The 19,572-nt window shown below is 57.5% G+C and carries 18 protein-coding genes and 3 pseudogenes; 16 read left to right on the plus strand and 5 right to left on the minus strand.

Annotated features, from left to right (window positions below):
• Positions 1-11: 11 nt before the first annotated feature.
• The 3 genes from J3P96_RS16455 to J3P96_RS16465 are packed head-to-tail and all read left to right on the plus strand — an operon-like array spanning position 12 to position 2,672.
• Positions 12-1,451, plus strand: a complete 1,440-nt coding sequence (locus J3P96_RS16455) for an NAD-dependent succinate-semialdehyde dehydrogenase (RefSeq protein WP_434652387.1) — start codon at positions 12-14, stop codon at positions 1,449-1,451.
• A 25-nt stretch (positions 1,452-1,476) separates the two neighbouring features.
• Entirely contained in the window at positions 1,477-2,001 is a 525-nt protein-coding gene (locus tag J3P96_RS16460; protein ID WP_434652389.1) for a GNAT family N-acetyltransferase, read from the plus strand.
• On the plus strand, positions 1,998-2,672 hold the full coding sequence (locus tag J3P96_RS16465) for a glutathione S-transferase family protein (RefSeq protein ID WP_434652391.1): 675 nt from the start codon (positions 1,998-2,000) through the stop codon (positions 2,670-2,672). Before J3P96_RS16460 ends, J3P96_RS16465 begins: the two co-directional genes overlap by 4 nt.
• Before the next feature lie 62 nt (positions 2,673-2,734).
• Here the strand turns inward: J3P96_RS16465 and cysE are convergent, their stop codons facing one another.
• Both cysE and J3P96_RS16475 read right to left on the minus strand, forming a co-directional pair.
• A complete protein-coding gene (gene cysE / locus J3P96_RS16470; protein ID WP_434658216.1) occupies positions 2,735-3,496 on the minus strand; it encodes a serine O-acetyltransferase in 762 nt (253 codons plus the stop codon).
• A 49-nt stretch (positions 3,497-3,545) separates the two neighbouring features.
• On the minus strand, positions 3,546-4,763 hold the full coding sequence (locus J3P96_RS16475; RefSeq protein WP_434652393.1) for an amidohydrolase: 1,218 nt from the start codon (positions 4,761-4,763) through the stop codon (positions 3,546-3,548).
• Between the two features lie 183 nt (positions 4,764-4,946).
• Between J3P96_RS16475 and J3P96_RS16480 the strand changes: the two genes are divergently transcribed.
• From J3P96_RS16480 to J3P96_RS16540, 13 genes and pseudogenes are all read left to right on the plus strand, one after another.
• The gene (locus tag J3P96_RS16480) at positions 4,947-6,197 is read left to right on the plus strand and encodes an MFS transporter (protein WP_434652395.1); all 1,251 of its coding nucleotides are present in this window, start codon (positions 4,947-4,949) and stop codon (positions 6,195-6,197) included.
• A 143-nt stretch (positions 6,198-6,340) separates the two neighbouring features.
• Positions 6,341-6,730, plus strand: coding sequence for a cupin domain-containing protein (locus tag J3P96_RS16485; protein WP_434652397.1), 390 nt, complete (start codon positions 6,341-6,343; stop codon positions 6,728-6,730).
• Entirely contained in the window at positions 6,723-8,231 is a 1,509-nt protein-coding gene (locus tag J3P96_RS16490) for a methionine--tRNA ligase (RefSeq protein ID WP_434652399.1), read from the plus strand. The genes J3P96_RS16485 and J3P96_RS16490 overlap by 8 nt, the downstream gene beginning before the upstream one ends.
• Before the next feature lie 10 nt (positions 8,232-8,241).
• On the plus strand, positions 8,242-9,261 hold the full coding sequence (locus J3P96_RS16495; protein WP_434652401.1) for an FAD-dependent oxidoreductase: 1,020 nt from the start codon (positions 8,242-8,244) through the stop codon (positions 9,259-9,261).
• Positions 9,262-9,307: 46 nt separating this feature from the next.
• Positions 9,308-10,210, plus strand: a complete 903-nt coding sequence (locus J3P96_RS16500; RefSeq protein WP_434652403.1) for an ABC transporter substrate-binding protein — start codon at positions 9,308-9,310, stop codon at positions 10,208-10,210.
• Positions 10,211-10,223: 13 nt separating this feature from the next.
• Complete coding sequence (locus J3P96_RS16505) at positions 10,224-11,483, plus strand: SidA/IucD/PvdA family monooxygenase (protein WP_434652405.1); 1,260 nt, start codon at positions 10,224-10,226, stop codon at positions 11,481-11,483.
• 18 nt (positions 11,484-11,501) lie between these two features.
• Entirely contained in the window at positions 11,502-12,494 is a 993-nt protein-coding gene (gene sbnA / locus J3P96_RS16510; protein WP_434652407.1) for a 2,3-diaminopropionate biosynthesis protein SbnA, read from the plus strand.
• 10 nt (positions 12,495-12,504) lie between these two features.
• The gene (sbnB, locus tag J3P96_RS16515; RefSeq protein WP_434652409.1) at positions 12,505-13,521 is read left to right on the plus strand and encodes a 2,3-diaminopropionate biosynthesis protein SbnB; all 1,017 of its coding nucleotides are present in this window, start codon (positions 12,505-12,507) and stop codon (positions 13,519-13,521) included.
• Between the two features lie 3 nt (positions 13,522-13,524).
• Positions 13,525-15,318: an FAD/NAD(P)-binding protein gene (locus J3P96_RS16520; RefSeq protein ID WP_434652411.1), complete on the plus strand. Its 1,794-nt coding sequence runs from the start codon at positions 13,525-13,527 to the stop codon at positions 15,316-15,318.
• A 434-nt stretch (positions 15,319-15,752) separates the two neighbouring features.
• A pseudogene (locus tag J3P96_RS16525) lies at positions 15,753-15,827 on the plus strand (hypothetical protein); the annotation flags it as partial.
• A complete protein-coding gene (locus J3P96_RS16530; RefSeq protein ID WP_434658218.1) occupies positions 15,828-16,631 on the plus strand; it encodes a LysR substrate-binding domain-containing protein in 804 nt (267 codons plus the stop codon).
• Between the two features lie 167 nt (positions 16,632-16,798).
• Positions 16,799-16,960, plus strand: coding sequence for a hypothetical protein (locus J3P96_RS16535; protein ID WP_434652413.1), 162 nt, complete (start codon positions 16,799-16,801; stop codon positions 16,958-16,960).
• Positions 16,957-17,784 carry a ParA family protein gene (locus tag J3P96_RS16540; RefSeq protein ID WP_434652415.1) on the plus strand — a complete coding sequence of 276 codons (828 nt, stop codon included), beginning with the start codon at positions 16,957-16,959 and terminating at the stop codon, positions 17,782-17,784. The genes J3P96_RS16535 and J3P96_RS16540 overlap by 4 nt, the downstream gene beginning before the upstream one ends.
• A 159-nt stretch (positions 17,785-17,943) precedes the next feature.
• Here the strand turns inward: J3P96_RS16540 and J3P96_RS16545 are convergent.
• The 3 genes and pseudogenes from J3P96_RS16545 to J3P96_RS16555 all read right to left on the minus strand — a co-directional run.
• Positions 17,944-18,282 (minus strand): annotated as a pseudogene (locus J3P96_RS16545) (transposase); the annotation flags it as partial.
• A 69-nt stretch (positions 18,283-18,351) separates the two neighbouring features.
• Positions 18,352-18,942, minus strand: a pseudogene (locus J3P96_RS16550) (polysaccharide lyase family 7 protein); the annotation flags it as partial.
• Between the two features lie 8 nt (positions 18,943-18,950).
• Positions 18,951-19,517, minus strand: a complete 567-nt coding sequence (locus J3P96_RS16555; RefSeq protein WP_434652417.1) for a hypothetical protein — start codon at positions 19,515-19,517, stop codon at positions 18,951-18,953.
• Positions 19,518-19,572: the final 55 nt, after the last annotated feature.

Below are 19,572 nucleotides of genomic sequence, written 5' to 3' on the forward strand. Positions count from 1 at the left end.
AAGGAGATCATATGTACAAGGACATAGGCTTGTTCATCGATGGCGAATGGCTCTACCCCGAAGGGGACAAGGCATGCCTGGACATCATCAACCCCAGTACCCATCAAACGCTTGGGCGCCTGGCCTGCGCTGACCAGGACGACCTCGACCGTGCCCTGCACGCCGCCACACAAGCATTTGCACAGTGGAAAACGTCCAGCGCCGAAGAGCGTAGCAAGGTGCTCTACGAAGCCTATCGCATCATTTTGAGCGAAGTGGAATCCATCGCGGCGTTGATGACCCTGGACCAGGGCAAACCATTGGCTGAAGCAATGGCTGAAGTGCGGTTCTGCGCCGAACACGCCAAATGGCATGCCGAAGAATGCAAGCGAGTGTATGGACGATTGGTGCCGGCTCGAAATCCCAAGGTTCGTCAATCCGTGGTTAAACGACCGGTGGGTGTGTGCTGTGCATTTACCCCCTGGAACTTCCCCTTCAACCAAGCCATTCGCAAGATCTGTGCAGCCTTGGGGGCCGGTTGCACGCTTATTCTCAAGGGGCCTGAAGAAGCGCCTGCGGCCGTCGCGGCGCTCGCTGATATCTTTCAACGAGCCGGGCTACCTGACGGCTGTCTGAACTTGGTCTGGGGTAATCCTGAGCAGATTTCGAACTATCTGATCAACTCTGAGAAGGTCGCCAAAGTCTCTTTCACCGGTTCCATCGCCGTCGGGAAAAAGCTCGCGGCCCTGGCAGGGGCGAAGATGAAAAGGGTCAGCATGGAACTGGGCGGACATGCCGCGGTGATCGTCTGCGCCAGCAGCGATCTCGACAAGGTTTGCAGCGTGTTGGTGGATGCAAAATTTCGCAACGCCGGACAGATCTGCATCTCCCCTTCCAGATTTTTTGTCCACGAATCAGTGATCGATGAATTCATGACCGCCCTCGTTGCAAAAACCCGTCAGGTCCGGGTGGGGGATGGCATGGACCCCGATACCCGAATGGGGCCCTTATGCAACGCACGCCAGGTAGAGCGGCTGCAAGCCCTCGTCGACGACAGCCTGGCCAGTGGCGCGAGTCTGGTCATGGGCGGCGGTCGGATAGACAGGCCAGGCAACTATTTTCAACCAACGGTACTTGCCAATGTGCCCTCGACCGCCCGATTGATGCAGGAAGAGCCTTTCGGCCCGGTCATTCCGGTCGTTGCTTTCGATGACCTGGACACCGTAATCGGCGTGGCAAACGCGCTTCCCTATGGCTTGGCAGCCTACGGATTCAGCGAGGACCGAATCGAATGCGCCAAACTCGCCGAGGGGCTGGAAGCCGGCATGATCTCTATCAACCACTACGGCCTCGGCATGCCGGAAACGCCGTTCGGCGGTATCAAGGACAGTGGCTACGGCAGCGAAGGTGGCGCCGAGACCTACGACAGTTATCTGTCGACCGTCCTGATCAGCGAAATGACTCGTCCCTGACTTGCGTTGCTACAGAGGTATCGCCATGAATATTACGTTGAGAGCCTTCCAGGAAAGCGACTTCGACACGGTCATTTCGTGGATCGATGGTCCGCAGACCTTGTCCCTCTGGGCGGGTGCCACATTTACCTATCCCTTGGAAAAAGAACAGCTTCAACGGTATCTGGACAAGGCCGGCGAGCGCTACCCATGGCGCAGCCTGTATGCCGTGGTCGACCAGGATACTGAACAATTGATTGGTCACATCGAGTTCTCGGACATCTGGCCTCACTTGTCCCTGCGCTTTGCACGGATCCTCATTGGTGACCCGGGCTCGCGGGGCAAAGGGCATGGCCAGGCTATCCTGCGCCAGGCTCTGGCACTGGCGTATGCCCGGTACAACGTGGCCCGGGTCGACCTGGGGGTCAAGAAGGAGAATCTGCTGGCAATCAATTGCTACCGAAAAGCGGGGTTCAAGGACATCGGCCTATGGCCCCAAGCAATCGATACGCCGATCGGCTGGATCGACGTCCACTGGATGACCCATACCCGTGAGGAGCAGAAACCATGACGGCGATTACACTGTACGGCCACCCGGAATCAGGACATAGCTATAAGGTCAAGTTGATGCTGGATGTCGCCAAGGTGGAATATACCTATCGACAAGTGGACATTCTCATTGAGCGGGACGCGCGTCCCGAGCCTTTCAGATCGATCAGCCTGGAGCGTTTTGGTGAAGTACCGCTGGTCACCATCGGCCAGATGCACTACGTGCAATCCAATGCCATCCTGATTGAGCTGGCCGATACCCTGGGGCTGTTTGGTGGCAGCGGGCGCAGGGGCACGGTCTCTTGCAAGGAATGGCTGATGTGGGAAGCCAACAAGATCGGCCTGTGCCTGCCGCATTTGCGGCTGGCCCGAAATTACTTCCCGGATGACTACCCGCCAGGAGCGGTGCAGTGGCTGGAGGGTCGTTTCAAGGAAGATATCGGCCGGCTGGACAAAGAGCTGCGCGATGGGCGGCGCTTCATCCTCGATGACGAGCTGTCGATCGCCGACTTCTCCCTGGCCGGCTACCTGTTCTGGAGCAATCAGGCCCAGGTGGAACTGCCCGAAACCGTCATCGCGTGGCTGGGCAGGATCGCCAGGCTGGAGGGTTGGCAAAGCCCCTACACCTGTCTGTCGGAGCATCCTGGCTATGAAACCTTCGGGATGATCAGGGAAGAATTTGATCCCCGTTGACCGGCCCTTGACGCGGGGAAAGTCCGCCGGCGAGAAGCCAGTCTTCTCGCCGTTTCTTATAGCTAACCGATGGACTGGTCCATCTCCTGGGCGGGTCGTTCGTGCCGGGGCTGTCCCGCCCCGCTGGCCGGCACCCCGACCACTGTGGTCCTGGGAGGTACCGCCTTAAGCACCACGCTGTTGGCTCCCACCTTGGAGCCGGCGCCGATCTCGATATTGCCAAGGATCTTCGCCCCTGCTCCAATCATCACACCGGTCCTGACCTTGGGATGACGATCGCCACTTTCCTTTCCAGTGCCGCCCAACGTGACACCCTGCAATATGGACACGTTATCTTCCACGACTGCCGTTTCACCAATCACAATGCCGGTACCATGGTCCAGCAGCACACCACGGCCAATCCGGCATGCCGGATTGATGTCGATTCCCAGGACGACATTGCAACGGGCTTGCAGGTACAACGCCTCCAGGCGACATCCTTGCTGCAGCAGCAGATGAGCGAAGCGATAGGTCTGTAACGCCGAATAGCCCTTGGCAAACAGGAAAACCTCCAGCTCGCTCTGAAAAGCCGGGTCACGCAAAATAACCGCCTCCAGGTCCGCCACCATGCAACACGCAAGATCCCGGCTGGAACTGAGTCCGAGGAGCACGTCGCGCACCCAATCATGCTCCCGGGCATCGTGCGGGACCAGCAAGCTCGCAATGCGAGTGGCCATACCCGAGCCCAGGTCCGGGCACTCGAACACCGGATCGCTGAGCAGGCAACCAAGCCCCGGACGATTCAACAGAGCCGCCATCGCCTGCACCCTCAATGCTTCCCACATCAATACGGCACCGTCGGTTGCCTCGGTCGGGCTGCTCTGAAACTCACTATCATTGACCAGAAACATTCGCATGACCTCCCAGGTCCTTGGCCGAACTCAAGGCCGCAAAACACGTGCGCGCAAACGAGGCGAACCAGGTCGCGCCAGGGTACAAAATCGCATCATTGAAATCGTAGTGATCCGAATGCAGTGGCGGTTCATTTGCCTGGCGAGCCGAGCCGATAAATGCGAAGACGCTCGGTACGCGCTCGCTGAAAAAAGCAAAATCCTCAGCCGCCATGGTGGTCTCGGCCATGGCATTGATGTGCTGTGGTGCGAAAACCTGCCGGGCTGCTTCTAGGGCCAGGTCGACCATGAAGGGATTGTTGATCAGCGCTGGGTAACTGCGTCGAAATTCGACTCTGGATCGGCAACCGAAAGCCAGGCTCACCCCCTCGCTCAACCGCTGGATCGCCTCTGCCAGCCGATCTACCGTCAGGCTGTCGAAGGCTCGCACGGTGCCGCGGATGGACACGTGATCGGGAATCACATTAAAACCATTGCCGGCCCGCAGTTCGGTCACCGTCAACACCGCGCTTTCAGAGGCATTGATCTCGACCGCCACCAGGGTTTGCAACCCCAAGCAAAGCTGCGCGGCGGCGATGATCGGGTTAGTCGCAGTATGAGGCTGCGCGGCGTGACCGCCACGGCCCTCAAGATGGATCTCAAACTTGTTGCTCGACGCCATCATGGCGCCCGAACGGGTAGCAAAACTGTTGGCGGGCAATGAGGGCCAATTATGCAGGCCGGCAATCGCCTGGATCGCAAAACGCTCGAGCAGCCCGTCGTCGAGCATGGCTTTCGCACCCGAGTGGCCCTCCTCGGCCGGCTGAAAAATCAAACACACCGTGCCGTTGAAATCAACATGACGACTGATCAGCTCGGCACCTCCGAGCAGCATCGCCATATGTCCATCATGGCCGCAGGCGTGCATACAGCCGACATGTTGGGATACGTGATCGAAAGTATTGTGTTCCGTGATGGGCAAGGCATCCATGTCGGCACGCAATGCGATGCAGGGACCTTGTTGGCCCTTGGTGATGAAACCCACCACACCGGTCCTGCCCAGGCCGCGTATGAATGGTATACCCAGTGCTTGCAACTGTTCGCAGATCACATCGCCGGTGCGCAACTCCTCATAGGCGAGTTCGGGAATCCGGTGCAAACTCTTCCTCAGCTTGGCCAGCCTGCTTTCAAGGTCTCGCTGTTGGTCTTGGTTCAGCATCATCGTGTAGTCCTCCGACCTCTATGATGAGCGCTGCCCCTTCGATGAAAATCGATTTGCATTAAACCCAGGCGTGAAAAAAACTAAATCCAAAGCGCGTGGTGCACGACATCCATTGTTCGACGCACCTCGAAGTGAGGAACCGGCCAAGCGCATAATCTATGAGCCAACAGGGAGGAAATGGCAATGACAAACACCCGTTTTTTTGGAAAAACCGTACTGGCCTGCACGTTCGTCCTGGCGATTATCGGTTGGGGGATCGGCTTCTATGGACCGCCGATCTACATGCAAGCCGTCATGGACCGCACAGGTTGGCCGATCGCCCAAGTCTCGACTGCGGTGACCTTGCATTTTCTAAGCGGTACGATTGTCATCGCCAACCTGCCACGACTTTACGCACGCTTCGGGATACCCGCCATTACGCTGCTGGGCACCGTCGTCCTGGGCATCGGTGTAAACATCTGGGCCCAGGCCAGCGAGCTATGGCTGCTGTATGCCGGCGCCGTCTGCTCGGGTATTGGCTGGGTGACATTGGGCGCCGCGGCGGTCAACAGCTTGATCGCCCCGTGGTACGTCAAGGAAAGACCCAAGGCCCTGGGCAAGGCCTACAACGGCGCCAGCATGGGTGGCGTGATCTTTTCGCCGCTGTGGGTGTTGTTGATCGAGCGTTTCGGCTTTGCCACGGCAGCGCTGGTGATCAGCGTCGTCGCCGTGCTGCTCATAGGCGCCTTCGCCTTACTGGTGTTCAACAAGAGTCCACGGAGCCTGGGGCAACATCCCGACAATGCCGACCAGCCGGACCCTGAGCCAACCAGCCCCAGCGCCGCGCCATGGACCGCAATGCAGACACTCAGGTCGGCCAGTTTCCGCACCCTGGCAGCCGGCATGTCCTTGGGGCTGTTTGCCCAGATTGGCTTGATCGCACACCTGTACTCGATCCTGGTGGGACGGATGGGGGCGCATGACGCCTCGTTCGCCATGGGGCTGGCCACCGCCAGCGCAATGGGCGGGCGATACGTCGCCGCACGCCTGATGATTCAGGGCATGAACCGCCGACAACTGGCCTGCCTGGGATATGCCATCCAGATGCTGGGCACGCTGATGCTGCTCGGCCTGGACCTTCATCCGACGGTAGCCTGGATAGCAGTGGTGCTGATCGGCTCGGGCATCGGCAATGCCACCTCCTTGCCGCCGCTGATAGCACAGACCGAGTTCAGCCGCGAACAAACCGCCAGAGTGATCGCCCTGATGGTCGCGATCAGTCAAGCCACCTACGCTTTCGCCCCGGCATTTTTCGGCCTGGTGCGATCCGCCTTCACCGATTCGAATCACGCCATCGCCGCCGTAGTGGCAGGGGCCGTCATCGTGCAGGCGCTCGCCATCGTTTCGTTCTACCAGGGCGTATCTGCCCGCCCCTTCAAGAAAACCGTTTTCTGACTTCTCCCCCGGCCAGGCAGCGCACTGCCTGGCCGCCCCCCTGGATTTAGTCCTTCTTAACCCTGCGTTGAATAAATCTGCGTTGTCAACAAAACCCCCGGCAAACACCATCGAGTGAACTTCTCCACTCGCAGGGTAAGCCCATGGGTTTTGAAATTTTCAGGAAAATGGATTGGTCCGCGCTGGTGCATGAATACGACCTGGACGGAAAGCGCTTGCTGCCATGGGACGGCTACCCCATGCCGTTTGCCGCGGGTTGGTGCGTTGTCAGGCCGCACACTCGAAGCGAACCTCATGTGCAGATTGATCAGGAAATCTTCATCGGTCTCAAGGGGACGGGCCGCCTGGTCATTGGCGATACGCAATACCGGTTTGAAAGCGGTGACGTCGCCGCCATTCCCAAGCACACCAATCACTATGTCATCAACGACAGCGACGAAGACTTTCACTTCTACGTGATCTGGTGGGACAAGTTCATCGCGGGTGACTACATGAAAGCTGATATCACTCACCTGGAGACCGGGAATGTCTAAATTCATCGTCACTATCACCCCGCCTACTCCCAACGGTGATTTGCACATCGGTCACCTTGCCGGCCCGTTTCTGAGTGCCGATATTTTCACCAGGTGTCAACGGCAAAAAGGCCATGAATGCGTGTTGGTTTCCTATTCCGACGACTACCAGTCCTACATGCTGCGCCGGGGACGGGAACAAGGCCGCGAGCCTTCGGTAATCGGTGAGGAAAATACCGCCAAGATCAACATCAGCTTGCAAATGGCCGGTATCGAAATCGATCACTGGATGAGATCGCTGGATAACAGCTGCTTTCGCGATGTGGTGCTGGAGCTCTATCGGCAGGGTGTCAACGATCGCAACATCTACCAGAAAACCGTTCTGGCGCCATTTTGCCGTGCCTGCAACGTCTGGGGCTACGAAGCCTTCGGCCGGGGCCAGTGCAGCAGTTGCGGCCAGGACTCGGATGCCAGCCAGTGCGAAGAATGCGCTTGCGCACCGAACTACCTGTACATGAAAAATTTCAAGTGCAAACTCTGCGGCGGCGAGCACGAATGGGTGGAAAAAGAACACGCCTATCTGAACATCGGCAAGAACGTGCATAAGCTGCGGGCCTGGCTTGATGAAAGCGCGGTACGCCTCAATTCACGGGCGTTCGTGGACCGTGAGCTGGCCCCTGTACCGCAGGATTGGCAGATTACCCGCCATGGCGACGCAGGCCTGGATATCGACCAACCCAACCTGGGCAAGGCACACACCTGGTTCATGGGCATGGCGGGCTATATCGCCGCGACACGGGAGCACTTCACCGCCTGCCGGCAAACCCCCGAGTTGTTCGACAGCTTCTGGCGTGACGATCAAACGACACTGGTGAGCTTTCTCGGATACGACTGCCTCTACAGCCACGGTATCGCCTACCCGATCCTGTTGGCGGGCACTCAATACGCGAAGAAAAAACAGCGCCTCTACACCAACATGTTCTTGAAACTCAACGGCCTGAATCTTTCCACCAGCCGCAACCACGCCATCTGGATCCGTGACTTGGTCAGCGACTACGACACCGACTCGGTACGCCTGTACATGGCCTTGCTGGCGCCCGAAGAGCAAGAGAGCGACTTTGTCGAAACGCAATTCGTTCAGTGGCACCAGGCGTTCTACCAGCAGAAACTCGAAAACCTCACCGTCGCAGCCATGCAGGAATCGCCACGGTTCTGGCTCGATGGAATGAAGCGCAGTGAACATAAGCTGCTGTGCGAGGTGTACAACCGCTGGCAGGCGGTAACCGGCGCCGACAGCTTTTCCAGTCGAAACCTGGCGTTGCTGGCGGTTGAGCTCTACGAGATGGCCTATTCCCGTCTGGAAGCGGAACAACCGCTGTACCACTTGGTGGCGCTGGCTTCATGCATCTGTGCTCCGATCACGCCGACTTTGTCCAGGCAGATACACAAGCGCTGTTCGATCAACGAACCGGTAGTGCTGGATAACCTGATGAACGCCAACTTCCTCGATTATTCCATCTAGGGAGCACGCAATGAACAGCGACTTCGAAGTAGCCGTCATCGGTGGCGGGATTGTCGGGTTGACCATTGCCGCGCTGCTGTCAGAGCGCGGTTTCGATACCTTGCTGGTGGAGCGGACGCGTTGCGGCTACGGCGGCGCTACCGCTCACACAGGCGGCATCTGCCGCGCATTCGAACCCAATGCGCAGCTGGCGCAACTGGCCAAGGTGGTTGGCCTGAAGCCTGGCGAGACCGAAGTGGAGTCTATCCTGCGCAGGCATGAGACGGTCACTGGCGCGCTTTACCGCCTGTCGGTCGCCGACTCACCGCCCACCGGTGACGCTGCGGTGCGGTGGATCTCGCTTCAGGAAGCGCAAGAGCTCGTGGGTCGGCCAGTCGCCAGCAGCGGTGCGTATTATTACGAGGCCACAGCCGCGGTCAGCGAAGTACAGTCGACCATGAATGAGCTGCGCACAACGTTTCGCAAGCGCGGTTGCCTGATTGAGCGCTGCGAAGTCCGGCGCTTGATGGAGCGCGGTACTCACGTTGAGATCCATGGCGTTGAAGCCGTGTATCGGGCCGGCCAGGTGATCAATGCGGCAGGCTCCAGCAGCCCGACGCTCAGCCTCATGGAGGACAGTCAGGTACGCACCATCCCGTACTTCAAGTTCCGGGGGCCGTCGGTTCCCACATTACCGTGCATCGATTTCGTCGGCGGCACTTATGCCCTCCCACTGTCCGACACGCTGCTGCAAAGCAGCACACCGAACCGGCCGAGCCTGGCAGAGATCGAGGCGGATCCCACGCACTTGCACCGCATGGTCGAGGACTGCCGACAGCGGCTGCAGGGCCTGTTCGGCGACACCGACGAGTATTCACTGCTGTCGACAAATCTGGCGACCGACCTCTATACGCCGCAGGGTCTGCCGCGACTGGGTCCGCAATATCCGGACTCCCGGATCTGGTTGGCGACCGGCCTCAATGGGGTTGGATACAAGTACGCATACCCGATCGCTACGCGCCTCTACGAGATGCTGGCCCGACAACGATAACCCACACCATTACATGTCTTGAACCTAGGTCCAGGGAGGGACAGCCATGCCTTTTTGCATCGGTGTATCGGCAATTTTCGACAGTTCCAGAACCGTGCACGCCCGCACGTTCCTGGCGGCGGTCAATCGCTTCATAAATACCCACGAAACGATGGGCTTGAGGTTCATCTTCGAGGACGACGATGCCAGCCCCGAAGGCGGACGCAGAGCCGCGCGGCAGTTGATAGCCCGCGGGGCCGATATTGTGGTCGGACACTTCTCATCGGACGCCGCGGGAGCAGCTTTGCCTCTCTACGAGGCGGCAGGCATTGCAGTGCTGCTCCCGGCGGCGACCAAACAGGATCTGGTCACAGGGATAACGCATGCGTTTCGTCTCTGCCCTTCGGATAGCAATTTGATGGGGCTGCTGGCCAGGCAACTGCTCGAAGACGACCCGGCCGCCAGTGTGCTGATCACCCATGACTCGACCGAACACGGTGAATCCCTGGCCCGCTGCCTGGCTGGGATTCTAGACGGCTCTCCCCTGCGCGTCGTCTCGTCACTTGACCATGCCGAGGTCGTGGTTTATTGCGGGCGCCTGAACAACAGCATCCGCTATGTCAACGCACTGCCGGGCGCCCATCGCCACCGGCCCGTTTACCTCACGGACGACGCGCTCTCGAGCTGGTTCATCCAGCATGCCGCCCCTTTGGACAATCTGAGCATCGTTGGCCTGGCTGCAACCGACCCAGGCCTATCGACCTGCGAGACCTATTACCTGGAAAGCCTGGCGGCCTTGCAAATCGCCAGTGCCCTGAGCCATTGCGATCCGCCGCTCGACGCATTGCAAACCAGGACATTCAACACCGTCATCGGTGAGGTGCAGTTCTGTGACGGCGAGAACCGTTTCGCCCGAGCGGCACTTTGGAAAATACGCAATCGACGTTTCATCCCATTCACTTCCGTTTGATCATAGGTGCTCCATGCAAGGAACTCCCGATTACTACGACATGATCAATATCGGCTTCGGCCCCGCCGGCATCGCCCTGGCGTGCGCGCTCGAAGAAGCCGCCCATCGACCGCTGGAAACGGGACAGTGCCTGTTTCTGGATAAACACCCGAACTGTGCCTGGCACCCGGAGTTTCTACTGGATGGCACCGATATCAATCACCATCTGTTGCGTGATCTGGTCACACCGCGCAATCCGCAAAGCCGGCATTCATTTGCGATGTACCTGAAGGAACATGGCCGGCTGTATCAGTTCGGCCTGCTGGGACGTCCGGCCAGTCGCAATGAATGGTCCGACTATGTCGCCTGGGTCGGCAAGGCTTTCGCCTCTCATGTGCATTATGAGGAAGAAGTCCTGGAGATCCGGCCGGTCACGGAAGATGGCGAAATCCAGCTGCTGCTGGTGATGACCTCCAGGGGGCAGTACCTGACGCGCAACCTGGTGCTGTCCAGCGGCAGTACACCCAATATCCCGAGCCAGTTCGAACAAATGGACTGCGCCCGGGTGATTCATACTTCCCGCTACCTCAGCAGCCTGGAGGGCCTTGACCGCCAGGCCGCCTGGGCCTTCGCCGTCGTCGGTTCAGGCCAGAGCGCGGGGGAATCCATTATCGATCTATTGAATCGATTCCCTAATGCCCAGGTCACCTCGATCCACCGCAGCAGCGGTTTCAAAATCGCCCAGTTGGGCCAGTTCCCCAACCAGGCGTTCCATCCGGATCGAGTAGCCTATTTCCACAAGTTGGGGCAGGCCGAAAAGGCCATGATCCTCGAGGAGGTCAAGTCCACCAATTACTCCGGTATCGACGTCGACGAAAGCCAGGCGCTGTACTCATTATTCTATGAAGGCCTGGTCAGCAACCAACCCCGGCTGGCATTGAAAATTTTCACCCACATTGAGTCCGCTTCGCAAACCCCGGACAAGCTCATCCTGCATACGTGTGACCCGTACACCCTTGAACGCAGTAGCGTCGAGGCCGACTACGTGTTTCTGGGGACAGGCTACAAGCAAGACTACGTTCCCCCACTTTTGTCCCAGCTACAGCCTTGGCTGAGCCTGGGCAGTGATAACGGTGTACAGGTAGAGCAGAACTACAGGTTGACGACTGCGCCGTCATTCCGGCCCGCGATTTTCGTCAATGGCCTTTCCGAGCGCTCCCACGGCATCGGCGAGGGGCAGTCCTTTTCTCTGCTGGCCATGCGCGCCGGCATCCTGACCCACTCACTGTTCTGAACGCCCAAAGGTGTCGACATGTATAACGCCTCCTCCGATATCGTGTTTGACAACGTATTCCTGACCGTAAAAGGCCTGGGTATTCGTTGTGCCTTGAAACTGGACTACTTCAACGCCGCCGGCTCGATCAAGATGAAAACTGCGCTGGGCCTGGTGTTGAGCCTGGAACAGAAAGGCCTGATCAACCGTAATACAACGTTGATCGAGTCATCCTCCGGCAACCTGGGAGTTGCCCTGAGCATGATCTGTGCCGAGCGCAAATACAGATTCATCTGCGTGTGCGACCCGAATATCTCCCAGTCCAATCTGAAATTGATGACGGCCTTGGGCACCCGCATCGTCCAGGTGGACACCAAGGACTCCAACGGCGGCTTCCTGGGCACCCGCATCGCTTATGTCCGGCAGAAAATCGCTGCCGATCCGGACTGCCTCTGGCTCAACCAGTATTCGAACCCGGCCAACCCCGAAACTCATGCCCGCACCACAGCGAGTTCGATTTTCAATAGCTTCACCCGGGTCAACTACCTGTTCGTAGGCGCGGGTACCACGGGCACGTTGATGGGGTGCATCGATTTTTTCAAGAAGTACAGCCCTTACACCAAGATCATCGCCGTCGACAGCCTGGGCTCCGTTACGTTTGGCGGGCCTGGGGGGAAACGGCACATTCCGGGACTGGGTTCGAGCCAGATGCCACCTCTGTTCCGCGCCGACGGCCTGCATGCCATGGAGAGCATCAAAGAAGCCGACACCATCCAGATGTGCCGCTACATGGCCCGGGAGAATGGCCTGTTGTTCGGAGGCTCCACCGGTACCGTCCTGGCGGGTGTGATGGCCTGGAAAGACCGGATTCATCCCGACGCAACCGTGGTCGCCATCTCTCCGGATGCCGGCGAACGTTACCTGGACACGATCTATAACGACGACTGGGTGCGCGCCCGTTTCCCGGACTATGACTTCACCCGCGCCTGCCCCGAAGCCCTCGCCGCAGATAAGGAATACGCTCATGCCTAACGCCCTTGCAGTGAACAATCGCGAGCTGCACATCGTTCGCGGCAGCACCGTTCGCGAAATCCTCAGCCAATTTCCGACTCTCGCTCTGGACGTGGTCCGGGACACCTATTTGCAGCACTATCGCGGACGTACCGAAAACCCGGACAGTTATTTCCTGCGGTTCAAGGACAACCCCGCGAACCGGATCATCGCCCTCCCGGCTGCCTGCGTTGACGGTGAGGACAATGTCGCAGGAATAAAATGGATCGCCAGTTTTCCAGGCAATACGCAACACAATCTGCAGCGTGCCTCAGCCACGTTGATTCTCAATGACTTGTCTACCGGCTACCCCATGGCGTTGCTCGAAGCTTCGATCATCAGTGCCGTGCGAACGGCCGCTTCGGCGGTGTTGGCAACCCGATATCTGCTAGAGCAGCGCCGCGAGATTTCAAGCTTGGCGTTCGTCGGCGCCGGGGTGATTTCACGAACCATCCTGGAGCAATTCCAGATCAACCAATGGTCCATCGACAAAGTGCTTATCCACGACACCGATGCTGATTCCGCACAGGCTTTCAGCGCCTATGCCCTGGCACTTGGGTTCGATTGCAGTGTTGTCGTCAATCTTGAGCAAACCGTGGAGAGCAACGTTGTGGTGCTCGCCACCAATGCTGCACAGCCTTATATCGATGAGCGTTACATTTTCAAGGCCGGGACAGTACTGCTCAACATTTCGCTCCGCGACCTGGCTCCCAGCCAGATCCTCGGTGCATTCAACGTCACCGACGACACCGAGCACTGCCTCAAGGCCAACACTTCGTTGCATGTAACGGAGCAACAGGTAGGTCACCGTGACTTCATCCACTGCACCCTCGCGCAAGTGCTGCTCGGCGAGCACACCGTAGACCCATCGCGACCGATAATTTTTTCCCCTTTTGGCTTGGGAGTCCTCGACGTGGCACTGGGCAAAAGAATCCTCGACATCGCCCGTGCACAACAAAAAAGCGTGCCTGTGACTGATTTTTTTGAATCGACCGTTCGCTGGAGCTGAACCATGCGCATAGCAATTATCGGTATGGGCGCCACAGGCCTGCTAGCCTTGGCCAAGACTTTCTCCATGGCCAAGCGCCATCCCACGATGTCTGTAATCGTTCATGCCTTTGATGCCCAGGCCCCGGGCCAGGGCGTTCACCGCTGCGACCAGGCAAGCTACTTGCGCCTCAACACTGTAGCCGGACAGCTTTCGCTGTTCGAGGACGGTGATTTTTCGCTGTTCTCCCGCCAAGCGTTCCGCCCCACGCTCTTCGAGTGGATCGTCCGTTTCCACCCGCAAGCCATCCGCGGAGAACAGGACCGCTTCGCCTTCCTGCCAAGAAAGTACCTGGGTTTGTACCTGCAGTGGTACTTCACACAACTGCTTGAACATATCCCGATCAACGTGCGCTTCGAGACTTCATGTCGTTTGATTCGCTCTATCGAGCAAGAGGCGGATGAACGTTTCAGGCTGCTCGCCTCGCCAGCCGTGAACGGTGCCTACGACACATTGCTCCTGTGTACCGGACACGGGGTGCTGGCCAACGGGACGCCCGCCGCGCCAATCATCAGGCCCTACCCGCTCCCCGCTACCGTGGAGCACATCTCCAGGGGTTCTGCCGTGGCAATCCAAGGTCTTGGGCTGACCGCGATGGACGTCGTGGCAGCACTGACCACGGGGCGCGGCGGGATTTTCGAGCCAGACGCCAAGGGGTTGAAGTACCAACCCTCAGGTCAGGAACCGAACATCAGCCTGTATAGCAACTCAGGCATGCCGTATCGGACCAGACCAGAGGTAGACGACGCGGTCATTCGCCACCAACCCTTGGTCATGACGCATGCGGTCATTGAACAGATCAGGCGTGGGGTACCGGAAGGAAAAATCGATTTCGAAAAAGACCTGCTACCGCTGCTTCATCAGGAGATGGCAGCCGCGTACTACTGTGCCAGCGCCGCTCAGGATGAAAGCGATGCGTATCGCTACCAAGAGCATTACCAACAAGTCCGGGCCCAACTTCAACGGGCCGAGGCCAGCGGGACGTTGCCGGCTACGCTCGATCACCTGGCCAACGTATATGGGCCCTACTGCCCCCAGGATGCCTTGGCATGCGACCCGCCCGACCACCTCACAACGGGCACTTACCCGCAATGGTTCGTCACTCAGCTCCAAGAGGACGTCCGCGAAAGTGCCCAAGGTTGCCGGCGCAGCCCGCTGAAAAAATCATTAGAGGTCTGGCGCGACCTGCGTGATCAGTTGTGTTACGCCATCGACCACCAAGGCCTGACCGAGGAGGCCCATCGCACCTTCTTTACGAAGTACTGCCCGCTCATAAATCGGCTCGTCGCCGGTCCGCAAAAAGAACGGCACGCGGAATTGGTCGCCTTGATTCAAAGTGGGACTGTCCGCCTTCTGCCGGGTTATAGCAGCGTCGACTGTTACGACCCGGGCACGCATAGATTTACAGTCACGTTGCAAAAACCCGAATGCCAGACATTCATTTTCGATCATCTGATCAAGGCTAATCTCAGTGTCCAGGAGAGCCACCTTGGGTTGCGGACCTTGCTAAGCGCCATCAGTGATCCAACCGCATTATCCGTGATGGCTTATCGAGACTTCAGCCGCGCCCACCATCCGGAATTTGTGCACACTCATTTGCGCGAACGAATTTATATATTCGGTCCGGTGCTGGAAGGTTCAAGCTATTACAATCACTATGTTCCCTCAAACACCCCCTCGCGCATCTCGAAGGCTCTTGACGAGTGCCTGAGCAAAGCAGTCAACCATTACAACTACCGCTTCAGCGAAACATTCTAAACGACGGTATTGGCCATACAGCCAGCCCAACTGACTTTTTTCTGCGCGCTTGCGGCCGATATCAATTTGCGATTAGCGTAGGTGAACACCGCTACCCGACGTTGCTGAACCCATCATGAAGTTTCGCATTGGATAATCATTGCTGCCGGGCTGCCGACGCACCATAACAGAGCAATGCGCAGTGTAAAAAGGAGATATCAATGCTGCATTTACTCAATAGTTCCTGATCGCAAGAATCGTCCTTTCCCATCTTATTCACCTCGCCCATCCCTTGTTCGAAAAGCGGAGGGAGAAGTCATGTCTCGAGATAACGGCATTACCGATTAGCAGCACGAATTACACCGGGGCTATATTACAACAAGGACTGAACGATGAGCCGATCAATGCCATTATCATCGCTCTATATATTTGTTGAGGTTTGCAAACACAACAGCATGAAAAAGACGGCTGACACACTCTGCGTAACGCCCGGCGCTATAAGCCAACAGATAAAAAGCCTTGAAGACCGAATGTCCGTCAAGCTGTTTGAGCGTTCTCACCGGGAAATCAGTCTGACCAACGCAGGAAAGATTCTGATGGACCAATTGGCAGTCTCTTTCAACAACATCGAAGCCGTCTGGGAGGACTTCGAATCGTTCAGGAGCCGATCCGCCAGATTGTCGATCAATACCACCGCGTCATTCGCCAGTTCCTGGTTGATTCCGCGACTCAGCCGGTTTCAGCAATGCTGGCCCGACATCGAAATCAATCTGTCGACCTCCCACTACCCGCCAGATTTGCGCCGCGATGGGATAAACATCACGATCCGACAGGGAGTGGGGGTATACCCTGGGCATCACAGTGAAAAACTGTGGACGCCAAAAATCCTGCCGATCGGCCACCCCGCCCTCCTGAAAAAGGGCCGCACAATAGAACTGCCCGTTGATTGCCTCCACTATCCCTTACTCCAGGACGCGAGCCGTTCAACCTGGAAGCTTTGGCTCAAAACCCATGGAATCGAAGACAGTCGCTCGCGTCGCGGTTGCAGTTTTACCGATGAGCATCTGATGATCGACGCGGCTGCCGCAGGTCAAGGTCTGGCACTGGTCAGCGACGTCTACGCACGGCCCGCCATAGAGGCCGGGCATGTCGTCCCCGTCCTACCGGCCATACCCCACACCGAGATGGCCTATTACTTGATCAGCACTATGGGGCAGACGGATGATTGGAAAATAGACATTTTCATCAATTGGATAAAAACGGAAGTCCGCCTGTTTCTAGACGTCAACGAACAATCCGTACAGTCCCGACAACCCGAATACGCGTGCGACTGAGGAGCGAGCTTCCCCAAATCCGCTCTAAACACGCAGCCGCTCTCCTCTGCCCATCGCCGGCATTCTTGTACCTGAAATCCGCAGACGGAGCCATAGCCGACTGGCAGCTTCCGAAATGCTGATCTATGGTCATTTCTTAAAATTATAAAAATGACCAAGGATCAATCATGATGAATGCGGTGTTGCTCAAGCGAGCCATGAAATATCTCGATCTCAGCGGCGTTGCGTTGGCCGAGAAGGTCAGCGGGCTTCGGGAAGACGGCAAACGCACGGCCCCGAAACGATCAGTCGCTGGCTCAGTGGAACGAGGCCGGTTGACCCTTTCTTGATGGGGTGGATCGCCGAGTTGGTACGCTCAAGGCTGATGACTCGGGATGATGTCAGGGTGCGGCTCCCCAGCGACGGCTTAGTCATTGCGGTGAGCAACTTGAAAGGCGGCGTAGGCAAGACCACAGTGTCTAGAAACCTCGCCGCCATCGCGAAGTTCCTACGCTTGAAGAGCACTTACATCTATGCGGATTATCCTCAATCTGTTCGAGCCGGCAGAACGATTAAAAATCGACTGGAAGCACTCCGCATTGGTTGCCCGGAACTCAGTCTGGATGAGATTTTGGCCTACACGCCAGCTCCTGGCGAGGTGGTAATCGTGGACGTGAGCAACGGCGTCGCCCGCGATTCATTTTTTCCCCCGGAAAAACCGGAAGATCGGCTTCAGGTGAATCCTACAGGTTTTCTGGGGCAGTTCCGGCCCGACATCTACGTAGTACCTGGCGAGTTCAGCAGCAGCATGGACAACTGGTCTCTTAAGGCCTTCGTCGACAGCGACGTTTTTCATGCGCCCGTGCAGCTTCTGCACCGCCCTTCCCTCATGAGCATGGATTTCGCCAGTACGGCGCGCGCTGATGGCTTTGACGTAACCTCAGACATGTTCTGCCCCTTCTTCATCCCCCAATCTGTATCAGCAAGTGCCGTACTTCCCCAAGACGCCCTTAGCGATTGGCAAAACCTTGATCAGAAGCACCACCACTACAAGCTGTTTGAGCACCTGCTCAAATTGCTGGGTGGCGGGATCATGGACAGCTTCGATGTCATGCAGAGCGTAAAAACCGCCCCATTGAACAAGCTACTCGATCTCGCAGAAGGTGTTTACTGACGGGCCGACGTCTCGGTAGTTAGTCCCGTGACGGTATCCGTCCTGGCAAAACATCGCCCCATAAAAAACCATAGGACCCCTGCTGTCCACCGGTATATGGGTAGATCATCTACATAGCTTTGGCAATCTTGAGGATACTTGGCCGAACGGTAGCAATCTTCGTCCGTGTCGATTCTTGGAAAAGGTTGAGTGATTAGGGACTTCATCTTCAAGACTCAACCGGCAGAACCAGCGATACGCCAGGTTCAAATGGGCCTCTTCGCACAACCGCCGCTCTGAGCGAATGCCGTAGCAATAACCCACGATCAGCATGCGAATCATCAGTTCGGGATCAATCGACGGACGCCCAATCGGGCTGTAAAAGTCGGCGAGGTAATGGCGCAAGTCGCTCAGATCGAGGCACTGATCAATGCTGCGCAGAAGGTGATTGGCTGGGATGTGATCTTCAAGGTTGAACGAGTAAAACAGCCGCTCCTGAGCGCGCCGTTCAACTGGGATGCGGCATATCACGTGCAGGTAGCCCGCCGAGCTCAAACGAACCTCGTAGGTGAACCGCTTGTTCAACTCGACATTCTCGACAATCACCACCTTGGTGTCCGTACTGCCCGGCTTGAGGCGATAGTTGGCAATCACGCTACCGGTCTTCCTGGCCCTGTCGTAGACATACTCGACCTTCAACAGCGGGCCCTTGCCCTGGTAGGTATGAATCTGCCCGATCACCACCCTGCCTTCCGACGGCACCTGGTTGACGGACAGGCTGGCCGTCATCCGGTGATCCGCTTCCGGGTACGTCCAATTGCGCAGTTCCCCGTCCTTGTACGTCTCGCGAAGTTCGCTACGTGGAAACTCGGATTTGGAGGTAGTCCCGCCCGTCACCGGCGCGCAGAAAAACAGCGTATTGCCGGAGCGGAAATACGCATCCGAGTAACCGTCCACAGGCGCGGCGTCTCGATGACTCGAGCAGGCGTGCCGACCGGGATGGTCAGGTTCCAAGTGCTTAGATCGATCATGGCATGGGCTCCCTGATAAATGAGATTGCGTGCTGAACAGTTGAGCGCTCGCGCGCTGGGTCTTGAAATAGTCGGGCACGCCTGCGCGATTTCCATCCTGGCTGCCGCGGCCGCAGGTCTCGGCGTCGCGTACCTCCCCAGACAACACCTCAACCCTTAGGTTGAATAGAGTGTAAGTACGCCCTCATGTATTGCTGCGTCTTGAGTTATCAGTAAGAGGCGACAGGCGCCAAGCAGAGCATGCACTGGTTGTAAATTCTCAATTTGTGCCCAGAACTCGTCGACCTTATCGCTCTCTCCGAACGGTTGAAATGCTATAGCGCTGCTGAATTTGGAGAGCCTCGCCCGATCAGGCAAGCGCTCAAAAACATACCACTCATCAAAGCCCGGCGTGGGCAACTGGGTGATATCCCTAATGATAGGACTGATCGCCAGGTCACCTACACGTTGCCACCCGCTAGCGATCTCAACGGCGCTAAGGTAATAGGGTCCGCTGTCCGATGCAGCAATTGCGACATAACGCCCACGTACGAGCTGAGGAAGCTCGCGGATGAGGTCGCCCAGGTTAACGTCGTATCCATCGTTCCAGTCGAGAGTGCTGTAGCCGGCGTGCGCCCCGGTATGCAGTTCGGTTGTCATATATTTCCTTTGAGGATCAGCGATGACAAAAAAGGGATTTATCTCCTGGAAGGAAACCAGGAACAGATCACGATTTGGGCTCACCTGTCATCGTACTGTCTCATAATCGTGGTCTGTCCTCGTTTCGCTCCCGTTTCTC

It is taken from the genome of Pseudomonas sp. R3-56 (assembly GCF_051132075.1).
Classification (GTDB): Bacteria; Pseudomonadota; Gammaproteobacteria; order Pseudomonadales; family Pseudomonadaceae; genus Aquipseudomonas.

Coding starts and splice junctions, on each gene's coding strand:
- J3P96_RS16455 (WP_434652387.1), top strand. CDS start 12: ATGTACAAGGACATAGGCTTGTTCATCGATGGCGAATGGCTCTACCCC.
- J3P96_RS16460 (WP_434652389.1), top strand. CDS start 1,477: ATGAATATTACGTTGAGAGCCTTCCAGGAAAGCGACTTCGACACGGTC.
- J3P96_RS16465 (WP_434652391.1), top strand. CDS start 1,998: ATGACGGCGATTACACTGTACGGCCACCCGGAATCAGGACATAGCTAT.
- cysE (WP_434658216.1), bottom strand. CDS start 3,496: ATGTGGGAAGCATTGAGGGTGCAGGCGATGGCGGCTCTGTTGAATCGT.
- J3P96_RS16475 (WP_434652393.1), bottom strand. CDS start 4,763: ATGATGCTGAACCAAGACCAACAGCGAGACCTTGAAAGCAGGCTGGCC.
- J3P96_RS16480 (WP_434652395.1), top strand. CDS start 4,947: ATGACAAACACCCGTTTTTTTGGAAAAACCGTACTGGCCTGCACGTTC.
- J3P96_RS16485 (WP_434652397.1), top strand. CDS start 6,341: ATGGGTTTTGAAATTTTCAGGAAAATGGATTGGTCCGCGCTGGTGCAT.
- J3P96_RS16490 (WP_434652399.1), top strand. CDS start 6,723: ATGTCTAAATTCATCGTCACTATCACCCCGCCTACTCCCAACGGTGAT.
- J3P96_RS16495 (WP_434652401.1), top strand. CDS start 8,242: ATGAACAGCGACTTCGAAGTAGCCGTCATCGGTGGCGGGATTGTCGGG.
- J3P96_RS16500 (WP_434652403.1), top strand. CDS start 9,308: ATGCCTTTTTGCATCGGTGTATCGGCAATTTTCGACAGTTCCAGAACC.
- J3P96_RS16505 (WP_434652405.1), top strand. CDS start 10,224: ATGCAAGGAACTCCCGATTACTACGACATGATCAATATCGGCTTCGGC.
- sbnA (WP_434652407.1), top strand. CDS start 11,502: ATGTATAACGCCTCCTCCGATATCGTGTTTGACAACGTATTCCTGACC.
- J3P96_RS16520 (WP_434652411.1), top strand. CDS start 13,525: ATGCGCATAGCAATTATCGGTATGGGCGCCACAGGCCTGCTAGCCTTG.
- J3P96_RS16530 (WP_434658218.1), top strand. CDS start 15,828: ATGTCCGTCAAGCTGTTTGAGCGTTCTCACCGGGAAATCAGTCTGACC.
- J3P96_RS16535 (WP_434652413.1), top strand. CDS start 16,799: ATGATGAATGCGGTGTTGCTCAAGCGAGCCATGAAATATCTCGATCTC.